At 70.4% G+C, this 20,184-nt stretch carries 18 protein-coding genes; 13 read left to right on the forward strand and 5 right to left on the reverse strand.

Translation table 11 applies throughout. The annotated features are described in order from the left end of the window. Window positions 1–7 precede the first annotated feature (7 nt). The 7 genes from ACFVWW_RS30815 to ACFVWW_RS30845 all read left to right on the forward strand — a co-directional run bounded on the left by ACFVWW_RS30815 (window position 8) and on the right by ACFVWW_RS30845 (window position 6,174). Entirely contained in the window at window positions 8–805 is a 798-nt protein-coding gene (locus ACFVWW_RS30815; protein ID WP_384193352.1) for a cell division protein FtsQ/DivIB, read from the forward strand. A gap of 276 nt (window positions 806–1,081) precedes the next feature. Then, window positions 1,082–2,293 carry a cell division protein FtsZ gene (gene ftsZ / locus ACFVWW_RS30820; RefSeq protein WP_384193349.1) on the forward strand — a complete coding sequence of 404 codons (1,212 nt, stop codon included), beginning with the start codon at window positions 1,082–1,084 and terminating at the stop codon, window positions 2,291–2,293. Further along, window positions 2,290–3,018, forward strand: a complete 729-nt coding sequence (gene pgeF / locus ACFVWW_RS30825; RefSeq protein WP_386877836.1) for a peptidoglycan editing factor PgeF — start codon at window positions 2,290–2,292, stop codon at window positions 3,016–3,018. Before ftsZ ends, pgeF begins: the two co-directional genes overlap by 4 nt. Before the next feature lie 6 nt (window positions 3,019–3,024). Continuing rightward, window positions 3,025–3,744: a YggS family pyridoxal phosphate-dependent enzyme gene (locus tag ACFVWW_RS30830; protein ID WP_384193344.1), complete on the forward strand. Its 720-nt coding sequence runs from the start codon at window positions 3,025–3,027 to the stop codon at window positions 3,742–3,744. 124 nt (window positions 3,745–3,868) lie between these two features. Next, window positions 3,869–4,492, forward strand: coding sequence for a cell division protein SepF (locus ACFVWW_RS30835; RefSeq protein ID WP_384193342.1), 624 nt, complete (start codon window positions 3,869–3,871; stop codon window positions 4,490–4,492). Between the two features lie 94 nt (window positions 4,493–4,586). Then, the gene (locus ACFVWW_RS30840) at window positions 4,587–4,883 is read left to right on the forward strand and encodes a YggT family protein (RefSeq protein WP_384193339.1); all 297 of its coding nucleotides are present in this window, start codon (window positions 4,587–4,589) and stop codon (window positions 4,881–4,883) included. A 49-nt stretch (window positions 4,884–4,932) separates the two neighbouring features. After that, the gene (locus ACFVWW_RS30845; protein ID WP_384193336.1) at window positions 4,933–6,174 is read left to right on the forward strand and encodes a DivIVA domain-containing protein; all 1,242 of its coding nucleotides are present in this window, start codon (window positions 4,933–4,935) and stop codon (window positions 6,172–6,174) included. A 725-nt stretch (window positions 6,175–6,899) separates the two neighbouring features. Here the strand turns inward: ACFVWW_RS30845 and ileS are convergent. Then, entirely contained in the window at window positions 6,900–10,037 is a 3,138-nt protein-coding gene (ileS, locus tag ACFVWW_RS30850; RefSeq protein WP_386877927.1) for an isoleucine--tRNA ligase, read from the reverse strand. Window positions 10,038–10,607: 570 nt separating this feature from the next. On the opposite strand from ileS, the gene ACFVWW_RS30855 reads away from it, so the two are divergent. From ACFVWW_RS30855 to ACFVWW_RS30875, 5 genes are all read left to right on the forward strand, one after another. Beyond that, complete coding sequence (locus tag ACFVWW_RS30855) at window positions 10,608–11,456, forward strand: TraR/DksA family transcriptional regulator (RefSeq protein ID WP_386877835.1); 849 nt, start codon at window positions 10,608–10,610, stop codon at window positions 11,454–11,456. Window positions 11,457–11,515: 59 nt separating this feature from the next. Beyond that, window positions 11,516–12,076, forward strand: a complete 561-nt coding sequence (gene lspA, locus ACFVWW_RS30860) for a signal peptidase II (RefSeq protein ID WP_384193424.1) — start codon at window positions 11,516–11,518, stop codon at window positions 12,074–12,076. Between the two features lie 17 nt (window positions 12,077–12,093). Then, window positions 12,094–13,035 carry an RluA family pseudouridine synthase gene (locus ACFVWW_RS30865; RefSeq protein ID WP_384331526.1) on the forward strand — a complete coding sequence of 314 codons (942 nt, stop codon included), beginning with the start codon at window positions 12,094–12,096 and terminating at the stop codon, window positions 13,033–13,035. Continuing rightward, entirely contained in the window at window positions 13,032–13,526 is a 495-nt protein-coding gene (locus ACFVWW_RS30870; protein WP_386877834.1) for a GNAT family N-acetyltransferase, read from the forward strand. Before ACFVWW_RS30865 ends, ACFVWW_RS30870 begins: the two co-directional genes overlap by 4 nt. A gap of 151 nt (window positions 13,527–13,677) precedes the next feature. After that, on the forward strand, window positions 13,678–15,264 hold the full coding sequence (locus ACFVWW_RS30875) for a Na+/H+ antiporter (protein ID WP_384193417.1): 1,587 nt from the start codon (window positions 13,678–13,680) through the stop codon (window positions 15,262–15,264). 27 nt (window positions 15,265–15,291) lie between these two features. Here ACFVWW_RS30875 and ACFVWW_RS30880 read toward each other — a convergent pair whose 3' ends face one another. Then, entirely contained in the window at window positions 15,292–16,416 is a 1,125-nt protein-coding gene (locus ACFVWW_RS30880; protein WP_386877833.1) for a mechanosensitive ion channel family protein, read from the reverse strand. A gap of 45 nt (window positions 16,417–16,461) precedes the next feature. Here ACFVWW_RS30880 and ACFVWW_RS30885 point away from each other — a divergent pair, with 45 nt between their 5' ends. After that, window positions 16,462–17,031 carry a dienelactone hydrolase family protein gene (locus tag ACFVWW_RS30885; RefSeq protein WP_384193411.1) on the forward strand — a complete coding sequence of 190 codons (570 nt, stop codon included), beginning with the start codon at window positions 16,462–16,464 and terminating at the stop codon, window positions 17,029–17,031. An 89-nt stretch (window positions 17,032–17,120) separates the two neighbouring features. Here the strand turns inward: ACFVWW_RS30885 and ACFVWW_RS30890 are convergent, their stop codons facing one another. The 3 genes from ACFVWW_RS30890 to ACFVWW_RS30900 all read right to left on the reverse strand — a co-directional run bounded on the left by ACFVWW_RS30890 (window position 17,121) and on the right by ACFVWW_RS30900 (window position 20,119). Further along, on the reverse strand, window positions 17,121–17,936 hold the full coding sequence (locus ACFVWW_RS30890; RefSeq protein WP_386877832.1) for a thioredoxin domain-containing protein: 816 nt from the start codon (window positions 17,934–17,936) through the stop codon (window positions 17,121–17,123). Window positions 17,937–18,003: 67 nt separating this feature from the next. Next, window positions 18,004–18,687 carry a hypothetical protein gene (locus ACFVWW_RS30895; protein WP_386877926.1) on the reverse strand — a complete coding sequence of 228 codons (684 nt, stop codon included), beginning with the start codon at window positions 18,685–18,687 and terminating at the stop codon, window positions 18,004–18,006. 88 nt (window positions 18,688–18,775) lie between these two features. Then, window positions 18,776–20,119, reverse strand: a complete 1,344-nt coding sequence (locus ACFVWW_RS30900; protein WP_384193402.1) for a DUF2252 domain-containing protein — start codon at window positions 20,117–20,119, stop codon at window positions 18,776–18,778. Window positions 20,120–20,184: the final 65 nt, after the last annotated feature.

Here is a 20,184-nt window from a genome sequence, read left to right on the forward strand (position 1 = left end):
GGGGAGCGTGGCCGGACCGACGACCGCCGAGCGTGACGCACGACCGCAGTCGGCGTCCGGCCGCCCTCCTCGGGGGCCGTTGGCCCGCCTGCTCCGGCTCCGGCTGCCCAAGCGGTGGCTGATGATCGTATTGATCGTCGCGACCGTGCTGGTCGCGGGCGGCACCTGGGTGCTGTACGGCTCGAACTGGCTTCGGGTCGAGCGGGTGAGCACCTCGGGTACCGGCGTACTCACCCGCGCCCAGGTGGAGACCGCCGCGGCCGTGCCGGTCGGGGCGCCGCTGATTTCCGTCGACACGGACGGGATTGAGGCCAGGCTCCGGCAGAAACTGCCGCGTATCGACTCGGTCGAGGTCGTTCGTTCATGGCCGCACGGAATCAGTCTGAAAGTGATCGAGCGAACCCCCGCTCTGCTGATCGAAACGGGCGCAAAGTTCATCGAAGTGGACGTCAAGGGCGTGCGTTTCGCGACGGTGGGGACGGCGCCCGCCGGCGTACCCCTGCTGAAAATGACAGCGGCTCAGTCGGCCAGTCTCGGCCGTTTCGGAACCGGCCGTCTCGTCCTCGAAGCGGTGCGGGTCCGCAGGGAACTTCCCGCGAAAGTGGCCAAGGACACCAGGGTGATCCGGGTACGTTCGTATGACTCGATCTCCCTGCAGTTGAGCGGCGGCCGTACGGTGATGTGGGGGAGCGGCGAGGACGGCGCGGCCAAGGCGCGTGCGCTCACCGCTCTGATGAAAGCGGCTCCCAAGGCGGGGTACTTCGATGTGAGTGCACCCACCGCGCCTGCGGCGTCGGGCAGTTGACGGGCATTTGCGCTGGCCAGCACCCTGGTTGGTCAGCGCTATGGGTGATCACATAGGGTGAAAAGAAAAACGGGAGGTTCGGCGTGTTCGTTGAACGTGCGCCACTTGTCGACTTAGTGTCCTGTTCGGAAGAGTCCAAGAAGCGGACACACTGGTAACCCTGAAGTTCAACGTCAGGGTTTGGGTCGGCGTTTCGGACCGTCCCATCGGCATCAGTCGTCGCGGCGCTACAACCGCGAAGCGACGACACGTAACTCGAGGCGAGAGGCCTTCGACGTGGCAGCACCGCAGAACTACCTCGCAGTCATCAAGGTCATCGGTGTCGGCGGCGGTGGTGTCAATGCCATCAACCGAATGATCGAGGTCGGCCTCAAGGGCGTCGAGTTCATCGCGATCAACACGGACGCGCAAGCCCTGTTGATGAGCGACGCCGACGTCAAGCTCGACGTAGGACGCGAACTCACCCGCGGCCTCGGGGCCGGAGCCAACCCGGCAGTCGGTCGCAAGGCGGCAGAGGACCACCGTGAGGAGATCGAGGAGGTCCTCAAGGGGGCCGACATGGTCTTCGTCACCGCCGGCGAAGGTGGCGGCACCGGCACCGGCGGCGCACCCGTCGTCGCCAATATCGCGCGCTCGCTCGGCGCCCTCACGATCGGTGTGGTCACCCGCCCGTTCACCTTCGAGGGCCGCCGCCGCGCGAACCAGGCGGAGGACGGCATCGCCGAGCTCCGCGAAGAGGTCGACACCCTCATCGTGATCCCCAACGACCGGCTGCTGTCCATCTCGGACCGCCAGGTCAGCGTGCTTGACGCGTTCAAGTCCGCGGACCAGGTGCTGCTGTCGGGTGTCCAGGGCATCACCGACCTCATCACCACCCCCGGTCTGATCAACCTCGACTTCGCCGACGTCAAGTCCGTGATGTCGGAGGCGGGCTCGGCGCTCATGGGGATCGGCTCGGCCCGCGGCGACGACCGCGCGGTGGCCGCCGCCGAGATGGCGATCTCCTCGCCGCTCCTCGAAGCGTCCATCGACGGCGCCCGCGGTGTCCTGCTCTCCATCTCCGGCGGTTCCGACCTCGGTCTCTTCGAGATCAACGAGGCGGCGCAGCTGGTGAGCGAGGCGGCCCACCCCGAGGCCAACATCATCTTCGGCGCCGTCATCGACGACGCCCTGGGCGACGAGGTCCGGGTCACCGTCATCGCGGCCGGCTTCGACGGCGGACAGCCGCCGACCCGCCGCGAGACCGTCCTCGGCGCCGGCGCGGCCAAGCGCGACGAGCAGCCGGCCCCGTCCCGGTCCACGGACAGCGGCCGGTCCACGAGCGGACTGGGTACCGTGCCGCCCCGCGAGGACAGCCCGGCCAGGTCCGAACCCGCCCCGGTGATCAACGAGAAGTCGTTCTCGGTGAGCCCGCCGCAGGTCCCGACGGCCCGTCCGTACCAGGACAACCAGGTCGAAGAGCTGGACGTTCCGGACTTCTTGAAGTGATACGGCAGCACGAAACACTGAGCGGCGCGCACTTCGCCTTCACCGACCGGTGGGGCGGGGTGAGCGCCGCTCCGTATGAGCAGCTCAATCTCGGCGGCGCGGTCGGTGACGACGCCGCGGCCGTGCAGACCAACCGCGAGCTCGCCGCGAAGTCCCTGCGGCTCGACCCCGCGCGCGTCGTCTGGATGAACCAGGTGCACGGCCGCGAGGCGGCCGTCGTCGAAGGACCGTGGACCTCTCAGGACGTCCCGGCCGTGGACGCGATCGTCACCGTACGGCGCGGCCTCGCCCTCGCCGTACTCACCGCGGACTGCACCCCGGTGCTGCTGGCCGATCCGGTCGCCGGGGTCGTCGCCGCCGCCCACGCCGGGCGCCCCGGCCTGGTCGCGGGGATCGTCCCGGCCGCCGTCGAGACCATGGTCTCGCTCGGCGCGCAGCCGTCGCGGATCACCGCCCGTACCGGACCGGCCGTCTGCGGACGCTGTTACGAAGTGCCGGCGCGGATGCGGGACGAGGTCGCCGCCGTCGTACCGGAAGCCTGGTCCGAGACCAGTTGGGGCACCCCGGCCGTGGATGTCACCGCCGGAGTGCACGCACAGCTCGACACTCTCGGGATCCGGGACCGGCAGCGTTCCGCGGCCTGCACCCTGGAGTCGGGCGATCACTATTCGTACCGTCGCGACCGCACGACCGGGCGGCTCGCCGGCTATGTCTGGCTGGACTGATAGGGCATGACCGACCGGAAGACCGAACTCGCGGCCAATCTCGCGCTGGTGGAGGAACGTATCGCCACCGCCTGTGCCGCCGCCGGGCGCGCGCGGGACGAGGTGACCCTGATCGTGGTCACCAAGACCTACCCCGCCAGTGATGTCCGGCTGCTCCATGAACTGGGCGTCCGGCACGTCGCCGAGAACCGCGACCAGGACGCCGCCCCCAAAGCAGCCGCCTGCACGGATTTGTCGCTTATCTGGCACTTTGTCGGTCAATTGCAGACGAACAAGGTTCGCTCTGTGGCTGGTTATGCCGATGTGGTGCAGTCCGTCGACCGGCTCAAGCTCGTTTCCGCACTCTCCGCCGCCGCCACACGTACGGAGCGTGAGCTGTGCTGCCTGATCCAGGTCGCGCTGGACGCCGAGTCCGGCGAACGCGGGGCGAGGGGCGGCGTGGCGCCCGACGGGATCGAGGAGTTGGCGGCCGCGGTGGCCGGTGCGCCAGGATTGCGGCTCGGCGGGCTGATGACCGTGGCGCCGCTGGCCGGACCGTACGCGGGCCGGCAACAGGCGGCGTTCGAGCGGCTGCAGGAATTCTCATCCCGCCTGCGCGCGGACCATCCGGCTGCGAACATGGTGTCAGCAGGGATGAGTGCGGACCTTGAGGACGCCGTGACGGCCGGAGCGACACATGTACGCGTCGGTACGGCGGTACTCGGAGTCCGACCCCGGCTCGGGTAACGTCGCGAAGCAAGTCGGACCACAGCAGAAAATATGGTCATTTCCGCCGAAAGGCGGTCAGACCTAGTGGATCGCGGGCACTTGGTGACGAGGCCGATCCACCACAGAGCGGAGGACTCAGAGCATGGCCGGCGCGATGCGCAAGATGGCGGTCTACCTCGGCCTCGTGGAGGACGATGGGTACGACGGCCGGGGTTTTGACCCCGACGACGACTTCGAACCCGAGCCGGAACCCGAGCGGGAGCACCGGCGACACCAGCCCGTGCACCAGCCCGTGCACGAGCCCGAGCGGGAAGAACCGATGCGCGTGGTCCAACCACCCGCGCAGCGTGAGCGCCAGGCGGTTCCGCTAGCGGCAGAAAGCGGACGTCCGGCACGTATCGCCCCCGTGGCATCCATCACACCTGAACGCCCGAGTCTGGAGAAGAACGCACCGGTGATCATGCCCAAGGTTGTGTCCGAGCGGGAGCCCTACCGCATCACCACATTGCACCCGAGGACCTACAACGAGGCCCGTACCATCGGGGAACACTTCCGCGAGGGCACTCCGGTGATCATGAATCTCACGGAGATGGACGATACGGATGCGAAGCGACTTGTCGACTTTGCCGCGGGTCTGGTCTTCGGTCTTCATGGCAGCATTGAGCGAGTGACGCAGAAGGTGTTCCTGCTGTCTCCTGCTAACGTCGATGTCACGGCGGAGGACAAGGCCCGCATCGCAGAGGGCGGATTCTTCAACCAGAGCTGAGAACACGGCACCGGGAACGACCCGGTCGCACGGCGGGAACGACCCGGCCGCACGGCCGGTGCAGAGTGAAAACCAGGGGAGAGGGAAGCGCGGGATGGGCGTAGCACTACAGGTGGTTTACATCGCGCTGATGTGCTTCCTCATCGTGCTGATTTTCCGGCTGGTCATGGACTACGTCTTCCAGTTCGCCCGCTCATGGCAACCCGGCAAGGCGATGGTGGTCGTTCTGGAGGCCACCTACACTGTCACCGATCCACCGCTCAAGCTCCTGCGGCGGTTCATTCCGCCGCTGCGTCTCGGGGGCGTGGCACTCGACCTGTCCTTCTTCGTTCTGATGATCATCGTGTACATCCTGATCTCGCTCGTGAGCAGTCTTGCGAGGGGAATGTGAACGATACGGTCTTGCCGACTGCCGACGACTACGTAGAGGTGAAGAAGAGATGCCGTTGACCCCTGAGGACGTGCGGAACAAGCAGTTCACGACCGTCCGCCTCCGAGAAGGCTACGACGAGGACGAGGTCGATGCCTTTCTCGACGAGGTCGAGGCCGAACTGACGCGCCTGCTCCGCGAGAACGAGGACCTGCGCGCCAAGCTGGCCGCCGCCACGCGTGCCGCCGCGCAGAACCAACAGCAGCAGGGCATGCGCAAGCCGCCCGAACAGCAGGAGCGACCGGGGGCACCTGTGCCCGCCGCCATATCTGGACCGCCGGTCCAGCAGCAGCCGCCGCAGATGGGTCCGCCCCAGCTGCCCGGTGGGGCTCCGCAGCTTCCCGCGGGGCCGAGCGGCCATGGTGGTCACGGTCCGCAGGGTCACGGTCCTCAGGGGCACGGGCCGCAGGGCCAGCACGGCCCCGGCCCGATGCAGGGCGGTCCGATGCAGGGCAACCCCATGCAGGGCAATCCCATGCAGGGTGGCCAGATGCAGGGCGGTCCGATGCAGGGTGGCCAGATGCAGGGCGGTCCCATGGGCCAGGGCGGTCCGATGGGTCAGGGTGGCCCGATGGGCCAGGGCGGTCCCATGGGTGGACCGATGGGCGGCCCCATGGGCGGCCACAACCCGCAGATGCAGCAGCCCGGTCAGGGCCCCGGCGGCGACAGCGCCGCACGTGTGCTCTCGCTTGCCCAGCAGACCGCCGACCAGGCGATTGCCGAGGCGCGCTCCGAGGCCAACAAGATCGTCGGCGAGGCACGCAGCCGCGCCGAGGGCCTGGAGCGCGACGCGCGCGCCAAGGCCGACGCGTTGGAGCGGGACGCCCAGGAGAAGCACCGCGTGGCGATGGGCTCGCTGGAGTCCGCGCGCGCGACGCTGGAGCGCAAGGTCGAGGACCTGCGAGGCTTCGAGCGCGAGTACCGCACGCGCCTGAAGTCCTACCTGGAGAGCCAGCTGCGTCAGCTGGAGACCCAGGCGGACGACTCGCTGGCCCCGCCGCGCACCCCGGCGGCCGCTTCGCTGCCGCCGTCCCCGTCGATGGCTCCGGCCGGCGCGGGTGCGATGGGTCACAGCATGGGTGGCAACCCCATGGGTCACGGAGGCCCTTCTGGTCCGTCGTACGGCGGCCAGCAGCAGATGTCGCCGGCGATGACCCAGCCGATGGCACCGGTGCGGCCGCAGGCGCCGCAGCCGATGCAGCAGGCGCCTTCGCCGATGCGCGGCTTCCTGATCGACGAGGACGACAACTGACGGGCGTACGCGTGAGCAACGCGTAGCCGTCGGCAGGCTGAAGGGCCGGGCCCGGGACATCGTCCCGGGCCCGGCCCTTTGCGCGGCCGCCGCACGGGCCATTCCCCTCCCCACCCCTCCCCGACCCCGAGGCTCCGCCCCGGCCCCGAAACGGCTCGTGCCCGAGCCCCGGGCCGCGAGTGCGGTGGCTTCGCCCACGCCCCCCGGCCGGGCCGACCTGGGGCTTGTGCCCCGGCCTCCCGGAACGGTGCGCGGCGGCCCGGCGCCGGGGGGGGTGCCGGGGCCGGGCCCCGGGTCCGTGGGTGTGCCGGGGCCCGGCCCACGGGCCCCGGTTGGGCGGCCTGGCTTTCGGCGCCGGCCCCCGGCGCGGCTCGTGCCCGGGCCCCGGGGCCGTGGGTGCCGGGGCTTCGCCCACGGGCCCTGGTGGGGTCGGCCTGGGGCTTGCGCCCCGGCCTCCCGGAACGGGGCGCGGCGGCCCGGCGCCGGGGGGTGCCGGGGCCGGGCCTCGGGAACGGCTCGTGCCCGGGCCCCGGGGCCGTGGGTGCCGGGGCTCCGGCCACGGGCCCCGGGTGGGTCGGTCTAGGGCTTTCGGCAACGGACCCCGGCACGGCTCGGGGCCGAGCTCTGGGGCCGTTGGTGGCGGGGCTTCGCCCCCCCCGGGCCCCGGAACACAGCGCGGCGGCCCGGCTCCGGGGGTGCCGGGGCCGGGCCGTTGGGGGGTGGGGTCAGGCTTTGCGGAGGCGGAATGTGAGGGACAGGCCCTCGTCCGTGAAGGGGGTGCCGTACGAGTCGTCCGCTTCGCCCGTGGCGAAGTCCAGGGCGAGGACCTCGTCGGTGATCAGGCCGGCGTGTTCGGTCAGGGCTCGTGCCGTCTCGGGAGTCTGTGCCGTCCAGCGCACGGCGATGCGGTCCGCGACGTCCAGGCCGCTGTTCTTGCGGGCCTCCTGGATCAGCCGGATCGCGTCACGCGCCAGTCCCGCGAGCCGCAGCTCCGGGGTGATCTCCAGATCCAGGGCGACCGTCGCACCGGAGTCGGAGGCGACCGACCAGCCCTCTCGCGGGGTCTCCGTGATGATCACCTCGTCCGGGGCGAGCGAGACCCGCTCGCCGTCCACGGTGACCGAGGCCGTGCCGTCGCGCAGGGCGGCGGACAGGGCCGCGGCGTCCGCGTCGGCGACCGCCTTGGCCACCGCCTGGACGCCCTTGCCGAAGCGCTTGCCCAGCGCCCGGAAGTTCGCCTTGGCCGTCGTGTCGACGAGCGAGCCGCCGACCTCGGAGAGCGTCGCCAGGGAGGAGACGTTGAGCTCCTCCGTGATCTGGGCGCGCAGCTCGGGGGAGAGGGTCTCGAAGCCCGTCGCCGCGATCAGCGCGCGGGACAGCGGCTGGCGGGTCTTCACGCCCGACTCGGCCCGCGTCGCGCGGCCCAGCTCGACCAGCCGCCGTACCAGCGTCATCTGCTGGGAGAGCGCCGGGTCGATTGCCGCGAGATCGGCCTCGGGCCAGCCGGCCAGGTGCACCGACTCCGGCGCGTCCGGCGTCACCGGCACGACCATGTCCTGCCAGACCCGCTCCGTGATGAACGGGGTCAGCGGGGCCATCAGCCGCGTGACGGTCTCGACCACGTCGTGCAGGGTGCGCAGCGCAGCCTTGTCGCCCTGCCAGAAGCGGCGGCGCGAGCGGCGGACGTACCAGTTGGACAGATCGTCGACGAAGGCCGAGAGCAGCTTGCCGGTGCGCTGGGTGTCGTACGTCTCCATGGCCTGCGTGGTCTGGTCGACCAGCGCGTGCAGCTCGCTCAGCAGCCAGCGGTCGAGCAGCGGCCGGTCGGCCGGCGCCGGATCCGCCTCGCTCGGTGCCCAGCCCGACGTACGGGCGTACAGGGCCTGGAAGGCCACCGTGTTCCAGTACGTCAGCAGCGTCTTGCGGACGACCTCCTGGATCGTGCCGTTGCCGACCCGGCGGGCCGCCCACGGCGAGCCGCCGGCCGCCATGAACCAGCGGACCGCGTCGGCGCCGTGCTGGTCCATGAGCGGGATCGGCTGAAGGATGTTGCCCAGGTGCTTGGACATCTTCCGGCCGTCCTCGGCGAGGATGTGGCCGAGGCAGACCACGTTCTCGTACGACGACTTGTCGAAGACCAGCGTGCCGACGGCCATCAGCGTGTAGAACCAGCCGCGCGTCTGGTCGATCGCCTCCGAGATGAACTGCGCCGGGTAGCGCTTCTCGAACAGGTCCTTGTTCTTGTACGGGTAGCCCCACTGCGCGAACGGCATCGAACCCGAGTCGTACCAGGCGTCGATGACCTCGGGGACACGCGTCGCCGTCCGCCCGCAGTCGGGGCAGCCGAACGTGACCTCGTCGATGTAGGGGCGGTGCGGATCCAGCGCGGACTGGTCGGTGCCCGTCAGCTCGCTCAGCTCGGCGCGCGAGCCTACGCAGGTCAGGTGGTTGTCCTCGCAGCGCCAGATGGGCAGCGGGGTGCCCCAGTAGCGGTTGCGGGAGAGCGCCCAGTCGACGTTGTTGTTCAGCCAGTCGCCGTACCGGCCGTGCTTGACCGAGTCGGGGAACCAGTTGGTCTTCTCGTTCTCTTCGAGCAGCCGGTCCTTGATGGCCGTCGTACGGATGTACCAGGACGGCTGCGCGTAGTAGAGGAGCGCGGTGTGGCAGCGCCAGCAGTGCGGATAGCTGTGCTCGTACGGAACGTGGCGGAACAGCAGCCCGCGCGCCTTGAGGTCCTCCGTCAGCGCCTCGTCGGCCTTCTTGAAGAAGACACCGCCGACCAGCGGGACGTCCTCCTCGAAGGTGCCGTCGGGGCGGACCGGGTTCACGACCGGCAGACCGTAGGCGCGGCAGACCTTGAGGTCGTCCTCGCCGAAGGCCGGGGACTGGTGGACCAGGCCCGTACCGTCCTCCGTCGTGACGTACTCCGCGTTGACGACGTAGTGCGCCTCCGTGGGGAAGTCGACCAGCGCGAAGGGGCGGTCGTACGTCCAGCGCTCCATCTCGCGGCCGGTGAAGGACTCGCCGGTCGGCTCCCAGCCCTCGCCCAGCGCCTTCTCCAGCAGGGGCCGCGCGACGACGAGCTTCTCCTCGCCGTTCGTCGCGACCACATAGGTGACCTCGGGGTGCGCGGCGACGGCGGTGTTCGAGACCAGCGTCCAGGGGGTGGTCGTCCAGACCAGCAGCGCCGCCTCGCCCGCGAGCGGGCCCGAGGTCAGCGGGAAGCGGACGAAGACCGAGGGGTCGATGATCGTCTCGTACCCCTGCGCCAGCTCGTGGTCCGAGAGGCCGGTCTGGTCACGCGGGCACCAGGGCGCCACGCGGTAGTCCTGGACCAGCAGGCCCTTGTTGAAGATCTCCTTCAGCGACCACCAGACGGACTCGACGTACTCCGGGTCCATCGTGCGGTACGCGTCGTCCAGGTCGACCCAGTACCCCATGCGGGTCGTCAGCTCGGCGAAGGCGTCGGTGTGCCGGGTGACGGACTCACGGCACCTGGCGTTGAACTCGGCGATGCCGTACGCCTCGATGTCCTTCTTGCCGGTGAAGCCAAGCTCCTTCTCCACGGCCAGCTCGACCGGCAGGCCGTGGCAGTCCCAGCCGGCCTTGCGGGCGACGTGGTAGCCCCGCATGGTGCGGAAGCGCGGGAAGACGTCCTTGAAGACGCGGGCCTCGATGTGGTGCGCGCCCGGCATACCGTTGGCGGTGGGCGGGCCCTCGTAGAAGACCCACTCCGGGCGGCCCTCGGACTGTTCGAGGCTCTTGTCGAAGACCTTGCTCTCGCGCCAGAAGTCGAGCACGGCGTGCTCCAGTGCGGGCAGGTCGACCTGGGCGGGCACCTGGCGGTACTGCGGCGGTGTCACGGGTGTCATGGGGCGCTTCCTCCGGCGGAACTGTGGCAACTCCGTCGGAGGGACGAGAGCTGCGCTCCCGCGGTACCACCCTCCTTGGCCCCGGGCGTGTGCCGCCCGCGGCCCCCTCATTGGGGTCGCGCTGCCGGTTCTACTCGCTCCGGGATCTACCGGGGCTTTCTTCCGGCGGCTCCGGGGTGATGCTTCACCTCGCGCTCTGCCCCCGGGCTCTCACCGTCCCCGGGTCGCTCATGGCCGCGTACGACGCTACTCGTCCCCATCCACGCCTCTCGCTGGCCCCAGTGTACGGGGCCGTGCGGGGCCCGGCCGACCGGTTTTCGCGGGGGTGGCGTACGGCCGAGCGTATGACACGAACGGTTAGACCGGCCCCCGCGGACTTCGCGGCAGGCCCGGCGGCGGATTACCGGGCGGGTAGCTGGGCACAACGGATGCAGGCTTGTCTCGCTCACGGCACGGGGAGGGCCGAAACGGCGGCGTGCCCCGTTGCCGCGTGGCTGGGGTCGATTTATCGTCCCAGCACGATTCGCGAGCAGGATCACCATATGTGAAGGGGCCGCGGCCATGGTGGCGAAGAAGACCGCCGCGAAGAGCACATCCGCGGGAAAACCCGCGGGGAAGTCCGCGGCGGCGAAGAAGACACCAGCGAAGAAGACACCAGCGAATAAGGCACCGGCGAAGACGTCAGCGAAGACGTCGGCGCAGCAGCCGGCGAAGACATCGGCGAAGAAGACGCCCGTGACGAAGACGCCCGGGAAGAAGACAGCGGCGCACGGGGCACCGGCACCGCACGCACCGGCGAAGAAGGCGGCTGCGAAGAGGGCGCCGGCGAGCAGGGCACCTGCGAAAAAGGCCGCGTCCGCGGCCGAGGGGGCGGCTCAGGCCGCGGAACAGACGGGAGCCAAGACGGTGGCAGCGAAGAAGACCGCGGGCGGCAGGAGCACAGCGGCGGGCAAGGGCGCCGCGGCGGCCGCGACGGCGCTCGTCACGGCGAGCGCAGCCGCCGCGACTCCCCCCGGGGAGCTCGCGGTACGGCCGGGCGAGGACCCCTGGACGCCGGAAGAGGTCGCCGCGGCGCGGGCCGAGCTGACCGGCGAGATCGCCCGGCTGAACGCCGAGATCACCTCGTCGGAGGCGGCCCTCGTCGGGCTGATGCGGGACTCCGGGGACGGCGCCGGCGACGACGACGCGGACACCGGCACCAAGAACATCACGCGGGAGCACGAGATGGCGCTCGCCGCCAACGCCCGAGAGATGCTGGAACAGACCGAGCGGGCGCTCCAGCGGCTCGACGCGGGCACGTACGGACTCTGCGAGATCTGCGGCGAGCCCATCGGCAAGGCCAGGATGCAGGCGTTCCCGCGGGCCACGCTCTGTGTGGAGGACAAGCAGAAGCAGGAACGTCGAGGCTGAACGCGTACAGGTGTGCCGTACCCTCGTCCTCAGTCAGGCACCTAGGGTTGAGGAATCACGTGGCAGAGGCGGAGCGCGGCATCGGTATGCCGGATGTTGACGACGAGGCTGCGGCTCCCGCCGAGCAGTCCAGGGGCAAGCGCAGGATCCTCGCGCTCTTCACCGTCGCCGTCGTGGCGTATCTGCTGGACCTGGGCAGCAAGATGCTCGTGGTGGCCAAGCTGGAGCACCACGAGCCGATCGAGGTCATCGGCGATCTGCTGAGGTTCGAGGCGATCAGGAACGCGGGCGCCGCGTTCGGCATCGGCGAGGCGTTCACGGTGATCTTCACGTGCATCGCCGCGACCGTGATCATCGTGATCGCCCGGCTGGCGCGCAAGCTCTACAGCCTGCCCTGGGCCATCGCGCTCGGCCTGCTGCTCGGCGGTGCGCTCGGCAATCTCACCGACCGGATCTTCCGTGCCCCCGGGGTCTTCCGGGGCGCCGTCGTCGACTTCATCGCGCCCACGCACTTCGCGGTCTTCAATCTCGCCGACTCCGCGATCGTCTGCGGCGGCATCCTCATTGTGCTGCTGTCGTTCCGGGGGCTGGACCCCGACGGGACTGTCCACAAGGACTGACAAGGCATACTCGACGGGTGAGCTTTCCCGAGATCAGAACGCTGCCCGTGCCCGATGGCCTGGAGGGCGAGCGCGTCGACGCCGCCATAGCCCGTATGTTCGGGTTCTCCCGTACGAAGGCGGCCGAGCTGGCCGCCACCGGGAAGGTCCAGGTCGACGGCGCCGTCGTCGGCAAGTCGGAGCGGGTGAACGGCGGGGCCTGGCTCGAGGTGGAGATGCCCGCGGCGGCCGCGCCCGTCCAGATAGTGGCCGAGCCCGTCGAGGGCATGGAGATCGTGCACGACGACGACGACATCGTGGTGATCGTCAAGCCGGTCGGCGTCGCCGCGCACCCCAGCCCCGGCTGGACCGGCACGACGGTCATCGGCGGGCTGGCCGCGGCCGGCTACCGCATCTCGACCTCCGGCGCGGCCGAGCGGCAGGGCATCGTGCACCGGCTGGACGTCGGGACCTCGGGGCTGATGGTCGTGGCCAAGTCGGAGCGCGCGTACACCCTGCTCAAGGCGCAGTTCCGGGACCGGATCGTCGACAAGCGCTACCACGCGCTGGTGCAGGGGCACCCGGACCCGATGAGCGGGACCATCGACGCCCCCATCGGCCGCCACCCCAACCACGACTACAAGTGGGCGGTCATCGCGGAGGGCAAGGCGTCGGTCACGCACTACGACCTGATCGAGGCGTTCCGGTCGGCCTCCCTGCTGGACATCAAGCTGGAGACGGGCCGTACGCATCAGATCCGGGTGCACATGTCGGCCCACCGGCATCCGTGCGTCGGCGATCTCACGTACGGCGCCGATCCGACGCTGTCCAAGCGGCTGGGGCTGACCCGGCAGTGGCTGCACGCGGTGCGCCTCGGCTTCGAGCACCCGTCGGACGGTCAGTGGGTGGAGTTCTCCAGCACGTACCCGGACGATCTGCAGGGCGCGCTGGACAAGGTCAGGGCGGAGAGCAACGTATGAGCACGGCGACCGGGGCCGGGGGCGGCGAGAGCGGCTACGCGATACGGGTCGCGACGGATCCGGCGGACATCGAGGCGTGCTTCGCGGTCCGTAAGGAGGTCTTCGTCGTCGAACAGCGGGTGCCCGAGGACCTCGAGTACGACGGCCGTGACGGCGACGCGGTCCAGGTGCTGGCCGTCCGCGACGACGGGCTGCCGCTCGGCACCGGGCGGCTGCTGTACGGACCGGGCGCGGCCGACAGGACCGGCGGGGACCTGAGCGTCGGTTCGCTGGGACGGCTGGCGGTCGGCAGGGCGGCCCGTGGCAGGGGCGTCGGCGCGGCGCTGGTGCGCGCCATCGAGGACGCGGCGCGCGAGCGCGGTCTCGCGGCGGTGGATCTGCACGCGCAGTCGCACGCGCTGGGCTTCTACGAGCGGCTGGGATACGAGGCGTACGGCCCCGAGTTCCTGGACGCGGACATGCCGCACCGGTCGATGCGGCGGGCGCTGTAGCCGGACCGCCTGACGGACCGCCTGACGGACCGTCCCCGCCGGCCTTCCCCACCGGCCGACCCCCCTGGCCGGATTCGTACCGGGCGCGTGGCAGGCTTTAGCCCTTGATCACCGACTGCCGTCGAGGCATTCGACCGCCGGAGGGCGCACCGTGGACCAGTTGGCGCTGCTGCTCGTGCTGTTGCTCGGGGCGCTGGTCACGGTGCCGCTCGGGGAGCGCCTCAAACTGCCCTCGCCGGTGCTGATGACCCTGGTGGGGATCGTCCTGGCGCTGCTGCCGTTCGTACCGAACGTCCAGGTGCCGCCGGGCCTCATCCTTCCGCTGTTGCTGCCGCCGCTGCTGTACGCCGCCGTGCAGCGCACCTCCTGGCGGCAGTTCGCGGCCAACAAACGCCCCATCTTCCTGCTCGCGGTCGCGCTGGTGTTCGTGACGATGGCGGCGGTGGCCGCCGTGGCCAACTCCATCGTCCCCGGACTGCCGATCGCCGCCGCGGTCGCGCTGGGCGCGCTCGTCGCCCCGCCCGACCCGGTGGCCGCGACGGCCGTCGCCGGATCCCTCGGGCTGCCCAGACGGCTGGTCTCGATCCTGGAGGGCGAGGGGCTCTTCAACGATGTCACCGCGATCGTGCTCTACCACGTGGCCATCGCCGCGGCCGTCAGTGGAACGTTCTCCTGGCCGCAGGCGGCCGGACAGCTCGTCCTGTCCGCGGTGGTGGCCGTCGCGGTCGGGCTCGCGCTCGGCTGGCTCTCCAACAAGCTGATGTCGCTGCTCGGGGACGCGACCCTGCAGATCGGCCTGTCGCTCCTGGTGCCGTTCGCCAGCTATGTGCTGGCGGAGGAGCTGTACGGCTCGGGCGTGCTCGCCGTCCTCACCACCGCGCTCTTTCTCGCCGAGCACACGGCGGACGCCGACGACGTCATGGGCCGGCTCGCGGGGAACTCCTTCTGGCAGATCGTCGACACGCTCGTGACCGGTGTCGCCTTCGGCCTCATCGGCCTGGAGCTCCACAACGCCTTCGGCGCGGCCAGCGGCCGGGCGGCGGAGATGCTCGGCTGGGGCGCGGCGGTCGTCGGGGTCGTCGTCGGCGTACGGCTGCTGTATCTGATGCCGGCGACCTGGCTGGCCAAGCGGATGCACACGCTCCGCGACTACGACGAGGAGATCCCGGTCAGCTGGCGCGAGACCGTGGTGATGTGGTGGTCGGGGATGCGCGGGGTGGCCTCGGTCGCGCTGGCGCTGGCGATCCCGCTGAAGACCGACAGCGGGGAGCCGTTCCCCGGCCGTGACGAGATCATCTTCATCGCCTTCGCGGTCATCGTGAGCACACTGGTGATCCAGGGCCTGACCCTGCCCTGGCTGGTACGGAAACTCGGCGTCCGGGCCGACACGGACGCCGAACGCGAGCTGGAACACTCGCTCGCGGTCCGCGCGGCGAAGGCGGCCAGGCGGCGGCTCAAGGAGATCGAGGACGTCGAGGAGCTGCCGGAGGACATCAGCGAGCGGCTGCTGCGCGGGGCGTTCGACATCGGGGTGCGGATCAGCCCCGACCTGATCGACGACGAGCGGCGCGAGTGGGCCACCAAGCGGGCGGACCGGGTCAAGACCGTGCAGCGCATCCAGCGCGAGATGATGTCGGCGGCCCGCCACGAGGTCCTCGCGGCCCGCAGCGAACCGGGCGCCGACCCCGAGGTGGTGGACCGGGTCCTGCGCCACCTGGACGTGCACAGCATGCGCTGAGGCCCGCCGGGACGCGGCGGCCCGGTGTCAGCCGCGGCCGGTACGGGCGTGGTCGCTGTCCTCCTCTGCACTGTCCGACTCTGTACTGTCCGACGGGCGTTGGCCGTTCCTCCGCAGGACCGGGGCGGGCGCCGTCGCGATCCTCGGCAGGGCGTACGGATGCCATTCGGACAGCCACGCCAGCATCTGTTCCCGTACCGCGCAGCGGGCCGTCCAGATGTCGTCCGCGTCCTTGGCCGTGACCACCGCCCGCACCTCCATCGTGCTCGGGGTGGTGTCGGTGACCGCCAGGCTCCAGTCGCGGCCGTCCCAGGCCGCGCACTCCAGCAGGATGTCGTGCAGCCTCTCGCGCATCAGCCGCACCGGCGCCGAGTGATCCAGCTGGAAGAAGACCGTGCCGGTCATCTGGACACCGCCGCGCGACCAGTTCTCGAACGGCTTGCTGGTGAAGTACGACACCGGCATCGTGATGCGCCGCTCGTCCCAGGTCCGTACGGCGAGGAAGGTGAGCGTGATCTCGTCGATCACGCCCCACTCGCCGTCCACCACCACCGTGTCGCCGAGCCGCACCATGTCGCCGAAGGCGATCTGGAAACCCGCGAAGAGATTGCCGAGCGTGGACTGCGCGGCGACACCGGCGACGATGCCGATGATGCCCGCGGAGGCCAGCATCGACGTGCCGATGGTCCGCAGATCGGGGAAGGTGAGCAGGATCGCGGCGACCGCCACCACCACGACGACCGCGGTCACGATCCGCATGATCAGCGTCACTTGGGTACGGACCCGGCGCAGCCGGGCCGGGTCGCGGGTCGAGGTCGCGTAGCGGGCGTACGTCGACTCCACCGCGGCGGACACGATCCGTACCACCAGCCAGGCACCGGCTCCGATGAGCACCAGCGACAGCGCCTGGCTGATCCGGTCCTGGTGGTCCTCGATGATCCGCCACCGGGTCGCGCGGAACGTGCCGCGCAACAGCGCGGTGAGCAGGACCACTTGCAGCGGCAGCCGGCAGCGGCGCAGCAGGCCCCACAGCGGGGTCTCGGGATGGCGGTCGTCCGCGCGGCGCAGCAGCAGGTCGACGGTCCAGCCGAGCACCAGCGTGAGCAGGACCGAGCCACCGAGCACGGTCAGTGGGCGCAGTACGTTCTCCATTGGCTCCCTCGACGGTTCCTGTGAGCGGGCTGGCAGGATGGCCGGATGGACATCATGCTTTTCCATTCGGTCCACGGTCTGCGCCCGGCGGTGCACGCGGCCGCCGACCGGCTGCGTGCCGCCGGGCACGAGGTGCGCGTGCCCGACCTCTTCGACGGACAAACCGCCGGCACCGTCGAGGACGGCATGGCGCTGAAGGAGAAGATCGGCAAGGAAGAGCTGCTGCGGCGCGCTGTCCTGGCCGCCGCGCCGTACTCCGAACGCGGCCTGGTGTACGCGGGTTTCTCGTTCGGCGGCTCCGTCGCGCAGAACCTGGCGCTGGGCGACGAGAAGGCCCGCGGGCTGCTGCTGATGCACGGCACGTCAGACATCGCGGAGAACGCGGCCGTCGACGAGCTGCCCGTACAGCTGCATGTGGCGGACCCGGACCCGTTCGAGTCGCACGACTGGCTGACCGCCTGGTATCTCCGGATGCGGCAGGCGGGGGCCGATGTGGAGATCTACCGCTATCCGGGGGCCGGGCATCTCTACACCGACCCGGATCTGCCCGACTATGACGCGGCCGCCGCCGAGGAGACCTGGCGGACCGCGCTCGCCTTCATCGCGTCACTCTGAGCGGCGTCACCGCACGGGCTGAGCGGCGTCACCGCACGGGACAGCGACGGGCGGGCGGGACCGGGGAGGGGCCGCCCGCCCGTCCGCTGTCAGCCCTTGAGGGCCTTGGTGACCGCGGCGTTGAACTCCGCCACCGTCATGGGCGGGTTCTCCGTGCCCTCCGCGGTGAGCGCCTTGCCGTCCATCCTGAACGCCGGAGTGCCCTGGACACCGCTCTTGTCGAAGGCGGCGGACATCTTCATCGCCCAGGCGTCGTACGTGCCGTCCCGTACGTCCTGCTGGAACGCCGTGTTGCCCTTGAGCGCGTTCACCGAGTCGGCCACCTGGATCAGATAGCTGTCCTCGGCGAACTTGTCGCTGCTCTCCTCCGGGTGGAACTTCGCCGAGTAGAGCGCGGTCTTGTACTGGAGGAAGGCCTCGGGGCTCACATTGAGCGCCGCACCCAGCGCGGAGAGGGCGTTCTTCGATCCCGTGCCGTTGTCGGAGTTGTCGATGAAGGTCGCGCCGACGTACTTGATCTTGAACGTGCCGGCGTCGAGGTCGTTCTGGACCGTCTCGCCGACCGTCTGCTCGAAGCTCGCGCAGACCGGGCAGCGGGAGTCCTCGTACACCTCCAGCGTCTTCTTGGCGTCCGCCTTGCCGAGGACGACGGTCGTGCCGTCCGTGCCCTCGGTGTTCTTCGGGGCGACGACGCTCTTCTCGTCCTTCATCGCTTCCCAGTGGGAGGGCTTGTTGCTCTGGACGACGGCGAAGCCCACGCCGCCGGCTATCGCGAGGACCACGACGGCCGAGCCCAGGACGACGAGCTGACGGCGGACCCTGTCCTTCTTCGCCTGCCGCTCGCGCTCCTGGCGCACCCGCTCGCGGGCGGCTGACTTGCTGGACTGGTTGTTGCGTGCGCTCATGGTGATTCACTCCGTGTGAGGACGTACTGCCGCTGAAGCGGGGGACGGGGGGGCGTGGCCGCTCGGCTCAGAGAGAGCTGAGCGCGAGGCCGGGAGGCCCCCGCCGTCCTACGGAGTGCACAAGAAGACGCGTACGGGACGGGCGCGGACGGCCCGCCGGGCACACCGCGTGGCGTACGGCCCCGCGGACCGTCCCCGCCACGGTGGCCGCGATCAGCAGCGGCCGGAACGCGAACGCGGCCACGGCCAGCACCAGACCGGACAGCGCGGCCTCGCCGCGCCGCAGCCAGAGTGCGGCGAGCAGCCCGATGGAGACATGGGCGGCCAGCAGCAGCCAGGGCAGGGCCGGGTCGGGGGAATGCAGCAGGGTGACGGCGGCGGACTCGGGCGAGACCACCCCGGGCAGCGGCGCACCGACGGCGCCCCCGCACAGGAGGTCGAAGCCGACCGAGCGCAGCGACCCCGCGACGGGGCCGCCCGCCGGTCCGTAACAGACCTGCTGGCCGCTGGTGAAGACGGTGTCCGCGGCCAGTTCGAGCGGGACGAGCAGAGCGGCGATCCGCCAGAAGCCGCGCTCGCGGCCCCCCGCCGCGTAGGCGACGAGGAACACCGCGGCACTGAGCGCGGCGACGACGGACAGCGGCAGCGGGGCCTGGGACAGCAGCACATGGGAGCCCGCGGACAGCGTCACGACCAGTGCCGTGAACAGTGCTGCCCGCGCCGCCCTGAGCCGCGTCCCGGATATGTCCATCGTCGCCGAGTGTGCCATGTGCCCCTGTAAGCGGTCCCTAAAGACCGCTTCGGGCCTTACGTCACCCGGGCCCTGTGTCGCGTGGGCCTTACCCCGCCAGCCGTCCGTTGCGGAACAGGTCGACGAAGATCTGGTGATCCGCCCTGGCCCTGGCCCCGTACGCGTGCGCGAACTCCACCAGCAGCTCGCTGAAACCGTCCTCGTCGGCGGCGATGGCCGCGTCGATCGCCCGCTCCGTGGAGAACGGCACCAGCGAGTGGCCGCTCTCGTCGTCCGCCGCCGAGTGCATCGTGGCCGTGGCCCGGCCGAGGTCGGCGACGACCGCCGCGATCTCCTCCGGGTCGTCGAGATCCGACCAGTCCAGATCCACGGCGTACGGCGACACCTCCGCCACCAGCTGGCCGCCCCCGTCCAGCTCGGTCCAGCCCAGCCACGGATCGGCGTGGGCCTGGAGCGCCCGCTGCGAGATCACCGTGCGGTGGCCCTCGTGCTGGAAGTACTCCCGCGCGGCGCGGTCGGTGATGTGCCGCGAGACCGCCGGGACCTGCGCCTGCTTCATGTAGATCACGACATCGTTCTCCAGGGCGTCGCTGTTGCCCTCCAGAAGGATGTTGTACGAGGGCAGCCCCGCGGACCCGATGCCGATGCCGCGCCGTCCGACCACATCCTTCACGCGGTACGAGTCGGGGCGGGCCAGGCTGGATTCGGGGAGGGTCTCCAGATAGCCGTCGAAGGCCGCGAGGATCTTGTACCGGGTGGCCGCGTCCAGCTCGATGGAGCCGCCGCCCGCTGCGAAGCGCCGCTCGTACTCACGGATCTCGGTCATCGAGTCGAGCAGCCCGAAGCGGGTCAGCGAGCGGGCCGAGCGCAGCGCGGCGAGCAGCGGGCCCTGGGCGGTGTCCAGGGTGAAGGGCGGCACCTCGTCGTTCTTGGCGCCGGTGGCCAGCGCGTGGATCCGCTCGCGGTAGGCGCCGGCGTAGATCTCCACCAGCTCGGTGATCTGTTCGTCGCTGAGGGCCTTGGTGTAGCCGACCAGGGCGAGGGAGGCGGCGAAGCGCTTCAGGTCCCAGGTGAAGGGGCCGATGTACGCCTCGTCGAAGTCGTTGACGTTGAAGATCAGCCGGCCGTTGGCATCCATGTAGGTGCCGAAGTTCTCGGCGTGCAGATCGCCGTGGATCCACACCCGGCCGGTGCGCTCGTCGAGGAACGGGCCGCCGATGCCGCTCCCGGCGCGCTCCCGCTCCAGGTCGTGGTAGAAGAGGCACGCCGTGCCCCGGTAGAAGGCGAACGCGGAGGCCGCCATTTTCCGGAACTTGACCTGGAAGGCTGCTGGATCGCCCGCCAGGAGCTCACCGAACGCGGTGTCGAAAACGGCGAGGATCTCCTCGCCGCGCTGTTGGTCAGCTGCTTCAACGGGTCGCGGGACCGACATCGCTGGGTGCCTCCTGGTGCATGACAATCGGGTCGGATCTGGGACGGAATGGGCCTGCTCGCCCC

Origin of the sequence: Streptomyces sp. NPDC058198 (assembly GCF_042882605.1) — a bacterium.
In the GTDB taxonomy this organism is placed as follows: domain Bacteria; phylum Actinomycetota; class Actinomycetes; order Streptomycetales; family Streptomycetaceae; genus Streptomyces.

What these genes read in the sequence shown, in the direction of transcription:
- ACFVWW_RS30840 (WP_384193339.1), top strand. Translation starts at nt 4,587, where the DNA reads ATGGGCGTAGCACTACAGGTGGTTTACATCGCGCTGATGTGCTTCCTC.
- ACFVWW_RS30900 (WP_384193402.1), bottom strand. Translation starts at nt 20,119, where the DNA reads ATGTCGGTCCCGCGACCCGTTGAAGCAGCTGACCAACAGCGCGGCGAG.
- ACFVWW_RS30885 (WP_384193411.1), top strand. Translation starts at nt 16,462, where the DNA reads ATGGACATCATGCTTTTCCATTCGGTCCACGGTCTGCGCCCGGCGGTG.
- ACFVWW_RS30870 (WP_386877834.1), top strand. Translation starts at nt 13,032, where the DNA reads ATGAGCACGGCGACCGGGGCCGGGGGCGGCGAGAGCGGCTACGCGATA.
- ACFVWW_RS30880 (WP_386877833.1), bottom strand. Translation starts at nt 16,416, where the DNA reads ATGGAGAACGTACTGCGCCCACTGACCGTGCTCGGTGGCTCGGTCCTG.
- ACFVWW_RS30855 (WP_386877835.1), top strand. Translation starts at nt 10,608, where the DNA reads ATGGTGGCGAAGAAGACCGCCGCGAAGAGCACATCCGCGGGAAAACCC.
- ACFVWW_RS30845 (WP_384193336.1), top strand. Translation starts at nt 4,933, where the DNA reads ATGCCGTTGACCCCTGAGGACGTGCGGAACAAGCAGTTCACGACCGTC.
- ACFVWW_RS30830 (WP_384193344.1), top strand. Translation starts at nt 3,025, where the DNA reads ATGACCGACCGGAAGACCGAACTCGCGGCCAATCTCGCGCTGGTGGAG.
- ACFVWW_RS30890 (WP_386877832.1), bottom strand. Translation starts at nt 17,936, where the DNA reads ATGAGCGCACGCAACAACCAGTCCAGCAAGTCAGCCGCCCGCGAGCGG.
- ACFVWW_RS30835 (WP_384193342.1), top strand. Translation starts at nt 3,869, where the DNA reads ATGGCCGGCGCGATGCGCAAGATGGCGGTCTACCTCGGCCTCGTGGAG.
- ACFVWW_RS30895 (WP_386877926.1), bottom strand. Translation starts at nt 18,687, where the DNA reads ATGGACATATCCGGGACGCGGCTCAGGGCGGCGCGGGCAGCACTGTTC.